13 protein-coding genes are annotated in these 15,454 nt (G+C 59.9%); 5 read left to right on the top strand and 8 right to left on the bottom strand.

Annotated elements, in window-relative coordinates; all coding sequences use genetic code 11:
* Positions 1-8: 8 nt before the first annotated feature.
* Positions 9-1,175, bottom strand: a complete 1,167-nt coding sequence (locus tag AC5I5B_RS00485) for an efflux RND transporter periplasmic adaptor subunit (protein WP_087745456.1) — start codon at positions 1,173-1,175, stop codon at positions 9-11.
* 163 nt (positions 1,176-1,338) lie between these two features.
* Here AC5I5B_RS00485 and AC5I5B_RS00490 point away from each other — a divergent pair, with 163 nt between their 5' ends.
* The 4 genes from AC5I5B_RS00490 to AC5I5B_RS00505 all read left to right on the top strand — a co-directional run bounded on the left by AC5I5B_RS00490 (position 1,339) and on the right by AC5I5B_RS00505 (position 5,431).
* A complete protein-coding gene (locus AC5I5B_RS00490) occupies positions 1,339-2,028 on the top strand; it encodes a response regulator (protein ID WP_003508238.1) in 690 nt (229 codons plus the stop codon).
* The gene (locus AC5I5B_RS00495) at positions 2,025-3,089 is read left to right on the top strand and encodes an ATP-binding protein (RefSeq protein ID WP_060723477.1); all 1,065 of its coding nucleotides are present in this window, start codon (positions 2,025-2,027) and stop codon (positions 3,087-3,089) included. Before AC5I5B_RS00490 ends, AC5I5B_RS00495 begins: the two co-directional genes overlap by 4 nt.
* A 164-nt stretch (positions 3,090-3,253) precedes the next feature.
* A complete protein-coding gene (locus AC5I5B_RS00500) occupies positions 3,254-4,792 on the top strand; it encodes an MFS transporter (RefSeq protein WP_060723478.1) in 1,539 nt (512 codons plus the stop codon).
* 66 nt (positions 4,793-4,858) lie between these two features.
* Entirely contained in the window at positions 4,859-5,431 is a 573-nt protein-coding gene (locus AC5I5B_RS00505) for a cytochrome b (RefSeq protein ID WP_080864989.1), read from the top strand.
* A gap of 81 nt (positions 5,432-5,512) precedes the next feature.
* On the opposite strand, the gene AC5I5B_RS00510 is transcribed toward AC5I5B_RS00505, so the two are convergent.
* Together AC5I5B_RS00510 and ampC are read right to left on the bottom strand one after the other, a co-directional pair.
* Positions 5,513-6,835, bottom strand: a complete 1,323-nt coding sequence (locus AC5I5B_RS00510) for a solute carrier family 23 protein (protein ID WP_111785143.1) — start codon at positions 6,833-6,835, stop codon at positions 5,513-5,515.
* 249 nt (positions 6,836-7,084) lie between these two features.
* Positions 7,085-8,242 carry a class C beta-lactamase gene (ampC, locus tag AC5I5B_RS00515; RefSeq protein WP_112958710.1) on the bottom strand — a complete coding sequence of 386 codons (1,158 nt, stop codon included), beginning with the start codon at positions 8,240-8,242 and terminating at the stop codon, positions 7,085-7,087.
* Between the two features lie 133 nt (positions 8,243-8,375).
* Here ampC and AC5I5B_RS00520 point away from each other — a divergent pair, with 133 nt between their 5' ends.
* A complete protein-coding gene (locus AC5I5B_RS00520) occupies positions 8,376-9,257 on the top strand; it encodes a LysR family transcriptional regulator (protein WP_099086931.1) in 882 nt (293 codons plus the stop codon).
* A 3-nt stretch (positions 9,258-9,260) separates the two neighbouring features.
* On the opposite strand, the gene chrA is transcribed toward AC5I5B_RS00520, so the two are convergent.
* The 5 genes from chrA to AC5I5B_RS00545 all read right to left on the bottom strand — a co-directional run bounded on the left by chrA (position 9,261) and on the right by AC5I5B_RS00545 (position 14,860).
* Positions 9,261-10,490, bottom strand: coding sequence for a chromate efflux transporter (gene chrA / locus AC5I5B_RS00525; protein WP_111798448.1), 1,230 nt, complete (start codon positions 10,488-10,490; stop codon positions 9,261-9,263).
* Between the two features lie 165 nt (positions 10,491-10,655).
* On the bottom strand, positions 10,656-11,138 hold the full coding sequence (locus tag AC5I5B_RS00530; protein ID WP_087745469.1) for a hypothetical protein: 483 nt from the start codon (positions 11,136-11,138) through the stop codon (positions 10,656-10,658).
* A gap of 140 nt (positions 11,139-11,278) precedes the next feature.
* Complete coding sequence (locus AC5I5B_RS00535) at positions 11,279-11,821, bottom strand: hypothetical protein (protein WP_111781190.1); 543 nt, start codon at positions 11,819-11,821, stop codon at positions 11,279-11,281.
* A gap of 217 nt (positions 11,822-12,038) precedes the next feature.
* Positions 12,039-13,907 (bottom strand): tyrosyl-tRNA deacylase, encoded by a 1,869-nt coding sequence (locus AC5I5B_RS00540; RefSeq protein WP_112958711.1) that lies wholly within the window; start codon positions 13,905-13,907, stop codon positions 12,039-12,041.
* A gap of 50 nt (positions 13,908-13,957) precedes the next feature.
* Complete coding sequence (locus tag AC5I5B_RS00545) at positions 13,958-14,860, bottom strand: hypothetical protein (RefSeq protein ID WP_112958712.1); 903 nt, start codon at positions 14,858-14,860, stop codon at positions 13,958-13,960.
* Between the last annotated feature and the right edge of the window lie 594 nt (positions 14,861-15,454).

Here is a 15,454-nt window from a genome sequence, read left to right on the forward strand (position 1 = left end):
TCCGCTCCTTAGGTTCGGGTCTCTGGGGCGGCAGGGGAAAAGGGCGAGATTTCGAGCGGCTGTCCGCCCTGGACGCGATCCTGCCCCAGAACGACGATGGTTTCTCCGGCGGCAAGGCCTCCCGTGACGATGTATCGACCGTCGGCCAGCGGCCCCAGTTCCACCGCGCGGCGCGCACCGGTCTTGTCTGCGCCGACAACAACGATCTGCGGCCGTCCGGCCGGATCGCGGATGATTGCTTCCTGCGGCACGCGGATCGCAGCGCCGTATATGGCGCGCGGAACCATCGCGCGGATATACATGCCCGGAAGCAGCTGTTCCTCCGGGTTTGGAACGAGGATGCGAATGCCGAGGCTGCCCGTGGCGCTGTCGACGGAGATGTCGGAGAACAGGACCTTTCCATCGTGGCCGAACGGCTTGCCGGCGATGGTGATGATCTTCACCGGCAACTCGTCCGGATTTTCGGTGCCCGCCCCGGAAGCCGTGTCACGCAGGGCCTCCAGGCTCATCGCTGACTGGCGAACATCCACATAGACCTGATCGATCTGCTGAATGACCGCCAATGGTGCAGTTGCCGAGGATGAGGCAAGTCCGCCTTCGCTCATGAAGGACTGGCCAATGACCCCGCTGATCGGGCTGCGCAGCGTCGCATAGGAAAGCTCCAGCTTTCGCCGGGCGAGAATGGCGCCCGCTTCCGCGACATTCGCCTTCGCCTGCGCAAGGGCGGCGGTGGCGTTATTGAAGGATTCCGCACTGGTGATCTCGCGCGAAGACAGCGATCTGGCGCGCTCGTATTTAACCTGTGCGTTCAGAAGTTCCGCCTCCGCCCGCGCCAGCACGGCGGTTGCAGCGTCTACATCGGCTGAAAAAGGTGCGGGATCGATCTGGAAAAGCGGTGTGCCGGCTTCCACGAAGGCACCTTCCGTGAAGAGCTTCTTCTGGATGATGCCACTCACCTGCGCCCGGATCTCCGCCGTGCGGTAGGCCGACACCCTGCCGGGCAGTTCGTCGTAGACCGTCACGGGTTCCGGCTGAACGGTCATGACGCTGACGCGTGCGGGCGGCGTCGTTTCGGCGGCACCACCGGCACCCGTTCCGTTATCGCTGCAGGCACAGAGAAGAAAGATCGGCAGGCACAGCGCGCCAAGTTTCCAGAAGTATGATCCGCGTCGCATGAGTATCCACCATCCATTTTAAACAACGAGCTCGATGGCGGCTATCTAGGCTCTGTGCATTTGCGCTTTGTGGAGGTTTTGTTGCGGCTTTGTGGAGGCCGGCACCCAATACTCGACGGCGTGGCCGTTCGGTGGCATGGATGTATCAAGGAGTTTGAAGACGATGGCAGAACTAGTTTTGATCGCTGAAGACGACATGAAGATCGCCGGCATTCTCGAAGCCTATTTTACCCGCGAAGGTTTCCGCACCGTGCATGCCCGTGACGGCAAGGTGGCGCTGGAACTTCATCGCGCCCTGAAACCAGATATCGTGCTGGCGGATGTCTCCATGCCGCGGCTGGATGGCTGGGAGGTTCTGGCGGAGATACAAAGGCGCGGCCATACGCCCGTCATCATGGTCACAGCACTGGACAAGGATGTTGATCGTCTTCAGGGGCTGCGCATCGGGGCGGATGACTACATCGTCAAGCCGTTCAATCCCATCGAAGTTGTCGCACGGGCAAAGGCGGTGCTGCGGCGCGCGGGGCTCAGGCAGGCGGGCGCCGTCGTTCGGGTCGGCAACCTGACCATCGATCTCGACAGCTACGAGGCAAAGATCGAAAAAGACGATGCCACCATTCGCCTGTCGCTGACATTGACCGAATTCAGGCTGCTGGCGCATCTTGCGCGCACGCCGACCAAGGCCTTTACACGCGGCGAGCTGGTCGATGCCTGCCTGCCCGGTTCGGATGCGCTGGACCGCACGATAGACAGCCACTTGAGCAAACTGCGCAAGAAACTCGAGCAGGCCGGTGGCGAAGGCATGCTGGCCAGCATTCGAGGTGTCGGTTATCGTCTGGCGGTCGAGCCATGATGCTGAAAAAAGGCCTCAGCCGCCAAATATTGCTGGCCATGTCATCAATGACGGTGATTGCCGGCCTGGTGGTCTTTTTCGGCACCTACATCGCCTTCAGCATCATCTTCTATTTTTATCCCTGGTCTGAAAGCGAGGACAACTGGCTGACGGGCGTTGATTTCATCATCCTCTCCGCCCTGATCTTCATCGCCCTCATCGTTGCCGCCATCGCCTCCGTCCGCTTGACCCGGCGCATTCTGCAGCCGCTCGAATCCCTCGCCCACAGCGCGAGACGCATCAAGGACGGCGATCTTTCGGCGCGCGCCCTGCCGGGTGATCATTCTTTGGGAGAGACAGCCCATCTCGTCGAGGACTTCAACGCCATGGCCCAGCGTCTGGAGGATATGGCGGCGGATATGAAGCTCTGGAATGCAACCATTGCCCACGAGTTGCGCACGCCGCTCACTATCCTCAAAGGTCAACTGCGCGGCATGATCGACGGTGTGTTCGAACCGGATGAGACGTCGCTTCAGGGTCTCGTGCTGCAGGTGGATTCCCTTGCCCGGCTTGTCGAGGATCTGCGCACCGTCACACTTGCCGATAGCGGCCATCTCGAGCTGCGTATCGAACCCGTGCGGCTGAAGGAAGAAATAGAGCAGCTTGCCGCCGTGCTGGAACAGGAATTGAGGCAGGAAGGTTTCGAGCTTCGGCTTCACCTCTCCGATATGGTGGTGCGGGCCGATACCATGCGCATTCGACAGGCCCTCCTTGCGCTCATCACCAATGCGCGCCGTTACGCCCTGGGCGGCGCGATCGACATAAGCCTTGGCGTTGAAAACCGTGTCACGGTCTTGCGGGTCACGGACGAAGGGCCCGGGCTTGACGGTGATATCGCTCCTTGCGCCTTCGAACCGTTTCGAAGGGGTAGCCAGACCGGCTTGACGGAAGAGAGCGGCAACGGGCTCGGCCTTTCCGTCGTTCGCGCAATCGTGGAGGCTCACGGCGGCAAGATACGTTATGCGCCATCTGAAAAAGGCGGCGCCATGTTCGAAATTTCGCTCGGTCAGCCAGTGTCCTGACCGCAACCAGCGCCCGCTGCCGGTTGCCGCCCATCTCCACACATTCTCCACACTTCCTCCATGAAACCACAAAGCGCAGCCGGTAGCGTTCAGGCTGCGGAAGTAGTCGCCGCCGCAACAGCGACGTCTCACTGCCGCGATCTGGCATTTTGATGGTGAAAACAATGACGGTGTCTTTCGACCCGAACCACGTCCCCCCGCCCTCGCCGCTTCATGCGCACCGGTGGATCATTCTCATTGCGGTCATGCTGGCATTTCTGCCTGTCGTTCTCGACATGACGATCCTGCATATCGCCGTGCCGTCGCTGACGCTTGCGCTGCAGGCATCGACCACACAGGTCCTGTGGATCATCGATATCTATTCGCTGCTCATGGCCGGTTTGCTGGTGCCGATGGGCACCCTCGCCGACAGGATCGGCCACAGGAAAATGCTGCTGACGGGCCTGTTCGTTTTTGGCCTCGCCTCCGTCGTGGCGGCGTTTTCGCTTACGCCGTCGATGTTGATCGCCGGACGCATCCTGCTTGCATTTGGCGCGTCGATGATCATGCCCTGCGTGCTCGGCATCATCAGGCGCACATTCGAAGATCCGGGCGAGCGCGCCATGGCGCTCGGCCTTTGGGGAACGGTCGGCGCAGCGGGTGCGGCGGTCGGCCCGCTGGTGGGCGGCGCCCTTCTCGAGCATTTCTGGTGGGGATCGGTCTTCCTCATCAATGTTCCCGTGGTGCTTGTGATCATGCCGATCATCGCCTTCATCCTCCCGGAAAAGGAAATCCTCTCTCCGGGCAAATGGCAGATAAGCCAGGCCCTGCTTTTGATCGTGGGGATCATCGGACTGGTCTTTGCCGCCAAAACCGGTTTCAGCGGTAAAGAGCCGTTCGCAATCGTCGGACTGGCCCTTCTGATCGGCGCGACTGCCCTTGCAATCTTCGTTCGCAACCAGCTCTCCGTCGCAGAACCCATGCTTGACGTGACGCTCTTTTCCCGCCCGGCCATCGTCACGGGTGTCGGCATGGCCGTCGTCACCGCCGGAGCGCTTGCGGGCGTCGAGCTTACGCTTGCGCAGGAGCTGCAGTTCGTCCTCGGCAAGTCGCCGCTGCAGGCCGGCCTCTTCATGCTGCCCATCATGGTCGCGGCGGCCGTTGGCGGCCCGGTTGCCGGCTTCCTGTCGAACCGTCTCGGCCTTCGGGCGGTTGCGAGCGCCTCGCTTCTTGTTGCAGCCGCCTGCCTTGTGACGCTGGCGCAGTCCGATTTCCATGATCCGGGCCTCGCCGTGCCGGCATGCCTGACATTGCTCGGCCTATCCCTCAGCATCGGCCTGACCGCCTCGTCGATTGCCATCATGGGCGCAGTTGAGGCTGAAAAGGCGGGCGCTGCCGGCTCCCTGGAGGCAACGGGTTACGAACTCGGCGCGGGCCTCGGCATCACTTTCTTTGGCGTGGCGCTATCGGCGATCTACATGGGGGCGCTGGTGCTGCCGGCCGGCATTCCGCCACAACTGGCCGACGCGGCAAGCCACTCGATCGGCGATACCTACGTGTTGGCGGGAAAATTGCCGCAAGACCTCGCGGCAGCTCTGGTAACCGCCGGCAAGAGCGCCTTTTCACAGGCGCATGCGGTTCTGCTGACCGCGGCGGGAACCTTGATCGGTCTGCTTTCGGCAGCGGTCTTCTTTGCCCTGAAAAATGTGAAGGCGGGCCACTGAGCCCGTCTTTTCATCATTCGCCAAAATCAATCGGGCCGAATGGACCTCGATCAAGGAGATATTGCGATGTCACACATCATCAATGAGAGCCGAGCCGTAAAATATCCCCTGCCGATACGCTGTCTGCATTGGGTAAGGGCGGCGCTCATCATCGGGCTTATCGCATCCGGCTGGTACATGACGCGATTGCCGGAAAGCGACATGGCCACCGCCTCGATCTTTTATCCCAACCATAAACAGTTCGGTGTTCTGGTCTGGCTGCTTGCCCTCGTTCATCTGGCGCTTCGCTGGCGCTACAGGCAGATCATGCCTTCAGCGCCAGCGGCTCTGGCGCCATGGGAGAGAATTCTCTCCCATGCGGTACACAAGCTCCTGATCCTGTTGACTTTCCTTGTGCCGCTGCTCGGATATTCGCTGTCCAGCAGTTTTTCTGAGAGCGACGGGGTACCGTTTTTCGTAATTTCACATCTGCCGGAGCTGCTTCCCAAAAACGACAGCGCCTTCGTGATTTTCCAAACGCTGCATCGATACGGCGCTTACGCAATTCTGATCCTGATCGGCCTTCATGTGCTGGGTGCTCTCAAACACAGGCTCATGGACAGGCGCGGCCCGACCGATGTGCTTCCGCGCATGTTGTGACGGGGCTTGACCGATAAATTCCGGCAGCATCGGAAAACCGATGCTGCCTCTTTAGATGGTGGATGTTCAGGCGGCAGGCAATCACTTGTCCGACGCCGGCCTGCCAAGGCCCAGCAGGTGGTAAAAGGCAATCGCCCCAATTGTTGCCGTGCCGATACCATCAAGCGTGAAGCCGGCGACATTAAGCTTGAAGTTGCCCGCGCCCAATACCAGCGCAATACCCACGGTGATGAGGTTGCGGGGTTCGGAAAAATCGACCTTGTTTTCAACCCAGATCCGTCCGGCGGTCGCCGCGATGAGGCCGAAGACCACGACGGAAAGGCCGCCGATGACCGGCCCCGGTATAGTCTGAATGAGCGCACCGAATTTCGGAGAGAAGCCGAGAATGATGGCAACCAGTGCGGCAACGATGAAGACGAGCGTCGAGAAAATGCGGGTTATCGCCATGACGCCCATGTTTTCGGCATAGGTCGTCATGCCGGTTCCGCCGAAGGCGCCTGAAAACATCGTCGCAATGCCGTCGCCGATAAAGGCGCGGCCGAGATAACGATCAAGGTTCTGCCCGGTCATCGCGCCTATCGCCTTGATATGTCCGAGATTTTCCGCCACCAGAATGACGACGACCGGTGCGATCAGCGCAATCGCGGATCCTGAAAACACCGGTGCGGTGAATGTCGGCAATCCGAACCACGGTGCAGCCGCCACGCCCGAGAAGTCGACAGACTTGCCAAAGCCGAAGCCGTTGGCGAGCACGAGATAAGCGAGATAGGCAATCGCGCCGCCGAGAAGAATGGGCAAACGGCGCGCCATGCCGGGGGCATAGACAGCAATCGCACCGACCGATGTGACAGTCAGGATCGCAATCCAGCGCGACAGCTGGTCGCCATCGGGGTTGCCGGGGCCGGAGCCGGAAGCGCTTGCGATCGCAATGGGGGCGAGAACGAGACCGATTGCCGCAACGATCGCGCCGGTCAGAACCGGCGGCATCAGCTTTTCGATCCAGTTATGGCCAGCGATCATGACGATGACGCCGATCAGCGCATAGAGCACACCGGCGGCGATGATGCCGCCGAGTGCCAGCGCGATATCAGGACTTGCCGCACCCGCGGCTGCACCCGTTGCCACAAGCACGGGCCCGATGAAGGCAAAGGAGGAGCCGAGATAGCTCGGCACACGACCGCCGACGGCAATGAAGAAAATGAGCGTCGAGATACCCGAAAACAGGATCGAGACATTCGGATCGAACCCCATGATCAGCGGCGCAAGAACCGTGGAACCGAACATCGCCACGACATGCTGAAGACCGAGCACCGCTGTCTGTCCCGCAGGCAGCCGCTCATCGGGCAGGATGCGCCCTTCGGTTTTCAGTCGCCAGCGCGGAAAATAACCACCGGTATCGCTCATGTCGTCCCCCCAGGAAACAGCCGGCACGCGCTTCCCGGGTTTTCCCGTTTCAGTCCGTAGCCGCGCAGAGATTTGCTTTTATGATTTGCGCGTGTAACCGAGATCGAATCGGCAGCCGGCGCATCTTTTCTCCGTTAGCGCGATTGCCTGCCTCTGTCATCGGCAACGGCGTGTTACCCACTGTTACGCATTCCGGCGCGGAAAAATCGGCTCCCGCGCCAGTAAAAAGCACCAGATCGACGGACGGTCTTATTGCGCTTTTTCAAGCGCCGTCATGATCTCATAGGCAGCGGAAACCCGCTCCTCGTTGGGATAGTTTTTATTGGCCAGAATGACGATGCCCAATTTCTGGCTGGGGATGAACGCCACATAGGCGCCGAAACCATTGGTGGAGCCGGTCTTGTTGATGAAGACATCCTGACGCGGCTTCATGGGCGGCGAGATTTCGGAGACCGGAACGGTCTTGAGCAAGGCGCCGGAGTTCAGCTCTCGCAGCGTCTTCAGCGGCGTTGGATGGGCATATTGCTCCCAGACCATATCCTGCGTCATGGCGTCGACGCTGAAATATCCCGTATGGGTGTTGGTGAGCGCCTGCTGGATTTTTCCATCCAGCTTTTCCAGACCCATATTGGCGTTGACGAAGCGGATCATGTCCTGCGCTGTCGATCTGACGCCGTAGGCCTCGGATGAAAGAATGGCGGGCGTCATGCGGGCCGGTTCGCCGGTTCGCTTATAACCTTGTGCGTAGTCGACCATCTTTGCCTTGGGCACTACGGTGAAGGTGTTCTTCAGACCGAGCGCGGGGAACAACGTGTCCTGCATGACGACATCAAAGCTCTGGCCCATGGCTTTTGCGGTAATGTATCCCAGCATTCCGATGCTGGGATTGGCGTAGGTTCGGTGCGTTCCAGGCTTGTAGGAGGGTTTCCAGGCCTTCAGATAGGCCAGCAACTGCTGTTCCGTCTTGATGTTGTCGGGCACCTGAATCGGAAAGCCGCCGGCGGTGTGGGTGCCGAGATGCATCAGCCCGACATTGCCGAAAGGCTTGCCCTTCATGGAGGGAAGATAATCTTCAACCTTGCCGGAAAGCGAGAGCTGGCCGTTTATCTCGGCATAGGTGCTGAGCGTGACGGTGAATGTCTTGGAGATGGAGCCGAGTTCGAACAGCGTCTGCGGGGTCACGGGCTCATTCGTGCTTTCGGACATGACGCCATAGGTGAAGATGTGGCTCTGACCATCAATGCTGATACCAACGGCAAGACCGGGGATGCCGTTCTTCTCCATGACCGGCTTGATCGCGGCATCCGCTATCGCTTTCAGCCTCGTTTCATCGGCGGCAAAGGCCTGCGTGAACAGGCTCGTCGAGAGCAACGCAGCCAGTGCGATATGTCTGCGATTAAGTTTCATCTTTCGCATTCTCCAAAACCTTGAGTGGATTTTCGGCTTGTTCGCCATCCCCAGCGAAAAACGTTTAACCGCCCTACATTGCACGAACAAATCATGATATCTCGGAAGAGACACAAGAAAATCTAGGTCTTGAATGGTTCGGCAATTTCTTCCCCTGAACGGCTTGCGGGCCTTTGAAGCATCCGCCCGGCACCTGAGCTTCACCCGCGCGGCCATCGAACTGTGCGTGACGCAGGCGGCTGTGAGCCAGCAGGTGAAGGGGCTGGAAAAGCGGCTGGGGGTTGCGCTGTTTCAGCGGCTTCCACGCGGGCTGAAAATTACCGCCGAAGGTGAGGCCCTGCTGCCGACGGTGACCAGCTCCTTCGACCAGATGGCGACGACGCTCGACCGGATTGAGGCCGGACAGGTGCGCGAGCTGCTGTTTCTGGGTGTCGTGGGAACCTTTGCCGTGGGCTGGCTGCTGCCACGGCTGCAGGCGTTTCAAAAGCAGCATCCCTTCATCGATGTGCGGGTTTCCACCAATAACAACCGCGTCGATATGGCGGCTGAAGGGCTGGATTTCGCCATCCGTTTCGGCCAGGGCTCCTGGCACGGCACGGATGCCTTTCGACTATTCGAGGCGCCTCTTTCCCCACTCTGCACCCCGAAACTGGCGGAGACGCTGAAAACGCCCGCCGATCTGATGGAAACGACGCTGCTGCGCAGCTACAGGGCCGATGAATGGAGCAACTGGTTTGCGGCCGCCGGCATAACGCCTGCAGCACAGGTGAATGCAGGCATTGTTTTCGACACGTCTCTGGGCATGATGGAAGCCGCCCTGCAGGGGCTCGGCGTGGCGCTGGCGCCGCCATCGATGTTTTCGCGGCATCTCGCCTCCGGTGCAATCATCCAGCCTTTTCCGGTTACCATTTCGCTCGGAAGCTATTGGCTGACCCGGCTGCAGTCGAAACCGCCCACACCCGCCATGCAGGCCTTTTCCGGCTGGATGTTCGAGACCATGGGCACCGCAGTATGACGACTATATCAAGGCAAGTAGAACGCCGCCGGCCGCGCAGAGGACCACCACGGCCCATGGCGGTGTTTTCCAGATCGTCAACAGGATGAAGCCTGTCAGCGCCAGGGCGAAATCCTTCGGGGTGAAGATGGCGCTTGTCCAGACCGGATCATAAAGCGCCGCGCCAAGAATGCCGACGACGGCGGCATTTGCGCCACGCATGGCAGCCTGCGCCAGAAGGTGCTTGCGGAACCCTTCCCAGAAGGGCAGCGCGCCGACGAGCAGCAGCATGCCGGGAAGGAAGATCGCAACAAGGGCGATCGCCGCGCCCGCAACACCGTTGGGCTGCGGCCCCACCACCGCACCGAGATAGGCGGCGAAGGTGAAGAGCGGACCGGGCACGGCCTGGGTTGCGCCATAACCCGCGATAAAGGCATCTTCCGTGACCCAGCCTGTGGCGACGACTTCCGATTGCAGCAGCGGCAGCACCACGTGGCCGCCGCCGAAAACCAGCGCACCGGCGCGATAAAAGGCGTCGAACAAGGAGAGGCCCTGTGAAGCTGCCGCAGCCGCAAGCAGCGGCAGGAGGGCGAGAAGCAGGGCGAAGGCGGCAAGCGCTACGTATCCGACGCTTTTGGGCACCCGGAAGGCGAGATGGGTGGCCTGCCCCGCGGCATCGGAACGACAGAAGACCAGCCCGGCAACGGCCCCAATGGCAAGCGCCAGAACCTGCCCGAAGGCGCCGGCGACAAACACCACGCAGACGATGCCGGCCAGCGCGATGCTGGCGCGTTCACGATCCGGCGCGAGGCTTTTCGCCATACCCCAGACCGCCTGCGCCACGACGGCGACGGCGACGATTTTCAGCCCATGCAGGAGGCCGGTGCCGACCGGCCCATCAATGGAGGCGGCAACCATGGCGAAGAGAAGGAGGAGAATGGCGGATGGTAATGTGAATGCCGTCCAGGCCGCCAGCGCGCCGAGCGGACCTGCGCGCAACAGCCCAAGCGCAAACCCCACCTGGCTGGAGGCCGGGCCGGGCAGAAACTGGCACAGCGCCACGAGATCGGCGTAACCGGCCTCATCGATCCATTTGCGCCGCACAACCAGTTCATCGCGAAAATAACCAAGATGGGCGATGGGGCCGCCGAAAGAGGTGACGCCGAGCTTCAGGAAGGCCGCAAAAACCTCGCCGGGCGTGCCGTGTCTCTGGCTGCGCACTTCGGTCTCTATGGTTCGTGTTGACGATTTCACGAAAGAACTCCCTGCGTGCAACGGCTATTCGTCAACACATATCGGCCTCAAGACGGTTTTGGTATCAGACACCATTATGACAGGGATATGAAGGGGCTGGCGGCAGGGACGCCGGAAAGTTGCGAGAAGTTTCCGGCGTCGTCTGGCGATTATTCGACGAAGGGCCTATCGCTCGGTCGGCAATAAGTCGGTGAAGTGCGAAATCCAGCCATTTTCATCCGTGCCGCCGGAAAAACCCGTTGCCTCCCAGATGATGTGATGCCTGTTGCTGCCGTTGTGGATGGTCACCGCGGCGGCGATGGGGGTCGGCGACCGCCACGAAAAGTTGCGGTTCGGACCGGGCTCGAGATGGCTGAGGGATTCAAGCTGGACATCATCGAGGAACAGCACCGTGCTCATCTGGGTCTCATAGAGGTTCTCCCATCGCGCCTGCGCCAGCGCATTGGCTGCCGCAACGAGAAGATTGCTCTCGCCGACGGGATCGGCCAGGGCCGCCAGACGCCATGCCGCGAAGATATTGGTGATATCCCCCGTGCTGAGGCCGAGGCTTGAGAGGAATTCGATGGTCTGCGCATTGCCGAAAGCATCATAGCCCGCTTCACCAAAGGGCCGGATATGCTTGACCACGAAATTGCTGAGAATTGGCATGTTTGTCTCCTTTTTTGGGACATGAGCCACCTGTTTCCGGACGTTGACGTGCGGGATCGCATGGTGGGATTCTGTGTTGATTGGGTGCCGGGATATCTCCGGCAATCGATGGGAATGCGGTTAGTGTTCGGCTTGCCGGCCTAACCGAAGGTGATGGCGACGCGGGCCGGCATGCCCAAAAACTCCTGCAGGCCGAGGCGCGTTCTGGCGCCGCCCCTCCCGGCCGGCCATGGGTCGAGAATATGCAGTTCGAGATCCTTGCCGTTCACGGTGTAGCCGTAGACGAGGTAATAGTGGTATTCGGTTCCGATCACGAAGACGCGGTTGTTATCGATCTCGCTCCTGACGATATCGGCCGTCAGACCGTTGACGAAATGGCCGCCGGTCGTGGTGTGATCGAAGGCGTTCCACTGGCTGGACACCAGCTTGACGATATTGCTGTTCGGATTTGCCCCGCCCAGTTCAAGGATGCCGGCGGATTGATCCAGAACCTGCGCCAGCTCCCAGCGTTCCTGAACCTGTGGATCGACGGTCGCGAGCGCTGCGGTATTGCGTCTCGCAATGTCGTATTGGGTGGCCGCAGGAAGCCCGCGATAGGCCCGCACCATCTGCTCGACGGCGGCAAAGCACCAGGCGGGGGTGTCCTGAGGCACCAAAACGGGAGGGTTGTTGACTGTCGGCATGGTCTTCTCCTTTCTGAAAATGACGCGGCATGGCGCGCTTCGATGGCGGCCCGGTGCCCGTCGTTGATTTGGTGAATGTCGAAGTTCCGGCGGCCGTCCTGCCGGCATATGCGCCGGCAGGACATGCCCATGATCCATGCCAAGGGGGACGATTCCGGCTGAGACCATGGATGCGCTTCCTGCCGGGCCGGAAAGGGAACGGCAGGGTCTCAGGGGATCAGGCGGTCTTGCTCAGATCCTGACGATAGGCCTGCAGCGACGCGATTTTTGCGTCCGCAGCGGCCTCGCGTTCGGCGACGATGGCCGAGAGCTTCTCCGCGACACCTGCCAGATAGGCCGGCAGATTGGCACTGTCGATATATCCGCCCTGCAACTTGTTCAGCTTCGACCATCCTTCGGCAAAGCTGCGGTTGAAGCGGTCGGAGACGATCACCACCGCGTGCCACTGGGCGGTTTGCCTGACGAAGAACTCGTCGACAGAACGGATGAGCTGCGCGAAGCGGTTCTTTCGCAGCGTCTCCTGCCCGGCGACATTTTCAATGCCGGTGATCTGATGCTGGGCATCATCTGCAACCGCTTGCATGAAATCGGCGAAGCCCTTGAAGAAGAAGGCTATTTCTTCAACGATTTCCTTCATGCGTTTCAGCGCCGAAATGCTGACATTGAGCGATTGCACCGCAAGCTTGATCTTGTCATCCTCTGCCTGCTTTCCCTTCAGGAGGGCGTTGATCCTGATGAGCTCGGCCGCCTGGGTACGGCGCTCCTTCTCATAGGCCTCCGCCTTGTCGATCATCTGCATCTGGATTTCGCGCAGGCTGGCCGCCTGCTGCTGCTGCTCTTCGGAAAGCTTGCCCAGCCCCTTGTCCAAAGCATCGAGCGAGGCCTGCAGGCTGGAAATAACCGTTTGCTGAGCGGCGATCTTTTCTTCCTGCGCCTTGAGTTCCGCGGCGCGTGCAGCCAGACGTTTATCGAGTTCGGCAAGCTCGATGGCCTTGCTCGATTTGGGGTCGGCGCTTTCCGCGTCGTCCGCAAGCTTTGCCTTGGCGTCCTCGAGCGACTTGACATCTCCCTTCAGAGCGTCGCGTTTTTCCTCGCTCTTGCGAAGCTCGGCTTTCTTTTCGGAAAGCTCGCTCTGCTTGGCGGCCGCATCGGCCTTGCTTCCGCCGCCTGACGGGGTGCGGGAGCCGCCGCCCTGCCCCTGCCCGTCCGTATCCTGTCCGGCCTTGGATTGTCCTGAAAGTGCGCCGCCAACCGACGAGGCCAGCATGGAGGCGGGACCGCCTGCCACCATGGCAATGGCGGGAATCGCGCTTGAAATCATCTGCGCGCCGACCCGGACGATCGACATGACAAAAGCACGCTGCTCGGCCGTATTGGCCCGCTGCTCATATTCCCGAGCCTTCTTTTCGAATGCCGCAACCTGTTCCTTGAGATCGTTGACAAGCGATTCAAGCTGTTCCCGTCGTGCGTCCGCCTCCCGGATTTCCCGTTCCATCACCGCTTTATCGGCGAGGCGTTTGCTCAAGGCTGTTTCGCTCATATCCGTGGTTTGGGCCGTGTCCCTGATGATGGCGTCATAGGTCGCAGCAAGGGCAAGAAGCTCGTCTCGAACGCTGAGCGCCCTATCCCGGATGCCCGTTGCGAGCTTTATCAGATCGTTGGAGACGAATGCCTTTATTTCGGCCTGATCGTTTTCTTCCCTGACATCGAGCCAGTCCGGGAAAAGATCGGCGATAGACAGACCGATGCGGGTCGCCGCCTCCATCGCATTCTTCATGACTATTTCGCTTTTCTGCTGCGACGTGATCAGCCTGTTCATGATAGCGCTGATGCGGACGCGAATATCGCCGTTTTCCTGCGGTGTTGTGTTGTAGGCGATGTAAAGCAGATCAATCGCATTGTCGGTGTCGCGCTTGGCGCGCTCGACATCATAGGTTCCCTGGACCTTATCGACATAGGACCGGACAAGCGCCGTATCCGACTTGGGAAGGCTGAAATTCGGTTGCGAAACGATCGCATCGACGCCGGCGTCGATTGCGCTGTTGATCTGGGCGGTCCGGCTTTCGAAAGTCACGACATTGTTCATTTTCATGCTCCTGTTGATGGGTGGTTACGGAGAGTCATGGGATTGATCGTTCACGATCCGCACTGCTTCTTCGCGTCGTCCGGCAGTCCGGCCTCGGTGGAGGAAATGAACTGCGGCACGTCTTTGGTCAGGCCGTCGATCTCGGTGGAGAGCCGCGTAACCTGACGTATTTTCGCGTCGTCAGGATTGACCTCGCTCGCTTCCTTCAGAGCGCTGGTGAAGTTGCCGACCTGAATGTTGAAGTCCTGAACCTTGACGTTGATGGTGGAGATCGTCGCTTTGAGCTTGGTGATCTGCTCCTCCAGAGTTTTCACCGCTTTCTCGTTCTCCGAGTGGCTCTGCTGTGCCGCCGCAAGCTGGCGGCGATTGTTTTCGAGCTGGTTGCGAACGCCTTCAAGAGCCGCCCGGGCATTGTCCAGACGCGGCTGCGCGGTGCGGTATTCCCTCTCCGCATCATTCATCCAGCCCAGCGCCTTGACCGCCGCGTCACCCGCCTGGCAAATTCCCGGCAGGAAGAAGAGGACGCCGCTGCATATTTTTACTCGCTTGGCCTGCTCGTCCATTTCCTTCCGGGCTTTTTCGAAGGTGGCCTGACGCGCCCTGACGTTCTCGCTCTCGGACTGAACCAGCTCCTCATAGCCCTTCACGCTGGTTTCGGACTGCACCACCTGCCGCTCCAACTCGATCTGCAGGTACATGGCCTGCCCCAGCGCCTTCTCGCGGTCGGCGCTGAGTTGCTGTTGCGCCGTCAGATGCTCCATCAGGCACACGGATCGGCGGCCGAGCAGTTCGCGGCTCGCTTCCGCCTGTTCCAGTTTCGACTGGAAAGCCGCCGTCTGCTCGGCGGTGAGGGTTGCCGCGTTCGCAAGGGCCGGCTGGCCCATGGACGGGATATCGAATTGCATCGCGATGGCCGCAAGGCCAACAAAAACAACATGTTTAAGTTGAATCATTTCAACCTCCTCTGAAGAATCGGGGATGAATAAAAGGCATGACGGGCTCTACGCGCCGCCCGGCATCGCTGCCGACCGCGTTCGAGACATGGCAGTAACATTCCGGTGTCATGTGGTTTCGGATGCATCTTTCGCGATGTCGTCAATGCCTAAAAAGCAACCATCAAAGATTGTATTCACGGCAAATGGACTAAAGATTTCGCATCCACGGCTTCATTAAATTATGCAATAAAAACAGTAGATAACTTCTTTGTCAGCGCCACCCTCGCAAACCGTCTCAAAAGGGAACACATTTTAACGCGCCCCTTAACATTCAATTTATGAGAGTATTTTTTAATACCGCGCAACAGAGCCTCGGGGGAGTGCAACAAAATGCACGCATCTTCCGGAGCGGAACCTTTCGGCTGTCACGCCTGCCCCAAGCAGCCGTCGTCAGCGAGCAGAACTCACGTTTTCGAATTCGCCATAAAGTAGCGAAGAGCAAAAAACCACGGGAGAAAGGTATCCGGAAAAGCAGGCGCTCCAGTTTCAAAGACGCACCCCAAAAGGGACTTCGTCCGGTCTCAGCCGGACGTGCTTCGAGAGAGGCTGGGC

The organism is Agrobacterium sp. (genome assembly GCF_059499945.1).

Excerpts from the sequence above, each read along its gene's own strand:
- AC5I5B_RS00485 (WP_087745456.1), bottom strand. The coding sequence starts at position 1,175 with ATGCGACGCGGATCATACTTCTGGAAACTTGGCGCGCTGTGCCTGCCG.
- AC5I5B_RS00490 (WP_003508238.1), top strand. The coding sequence starts at position 1,339 with ATGGCAGAACTAGTTTTGATCGCTGAAGACGACATGAAGATCGCCGGC.
- AC5I5B_RS00495 (WP_060723477.1), top strand. The coding sequence starts at position 2,025 with ATGATGCTGAAAAAAGGCCTCAGCCGCCAAATATTGCTGGCCATGTCA.
- AC5I5B_RS00500 (WP_060723478.1), top strand. The coding sequence starts at position 3,254 with ATGACGGTGTCTTTCGACCCGAACCACGTCCCCCCGCCCTCGCCGCTT.
- AC5I5B_RS00505 (WP_080864989.1), top strand. The coding sequence starts at position 4,859 with ATGTCACACATCATCAATGAGAGCCGAGCCGTAAAATATCCCCTGCCG.
- AC5I5B_RS00510 (WP_111785143.1), bottom strand. The coding sequence starts at position 6,835 with ATGAGCGATACCGGTGGTTATTTTCCGCGCTGGCGACTGAAAACCGAA.
- ampC (WP_112958710.1), bottom strand. The coding sequence starts at position 8,242 with ATGAAACTTAATCGCAGACATATCGCACTGGCTGCGTTGCTCTCGACG.
- AC5I5B_RS00520 (WP_099086931.1), top strand. The coding sequence starts at position 8,376 with ATGGTTCGGCAATTTCTTCCCCTGAACGGCTTGCGGGCCTTTGAAGCA.
- AC5I5B_RS00530 (WP_087745469.1), bottom strand. The coding sequence starts at position 11,138 with ATGCCAATTCTCAGCAATTTCGTGGTCAAGCATATCCGGCCCTTTGGT.
- AC5I5B_RS00535 (WP_111781190.1), bottom strand. The coding sequence starts at position 11,821 with ATGCCGACAGTCAACAACCCTCCCGTTTTGGTGCCTCAGGACACCCCC.
- AC5I5B_RS00540 (WP_112958711.1), bottom strand. The coding sequence starts at position 13,907 with ATGAACAATGTCGTGACTTTCGAAAGCCGGACCGCCCAGATCAACAGC.
- AC5I5B_RS00545 (WP_112958712.1), bottom strand. The coding sequence starts at position 14,860 with ATGATTCAACTTAAACATGTTGTTTTTGTTGGCCTTGCGGCCATCGCG.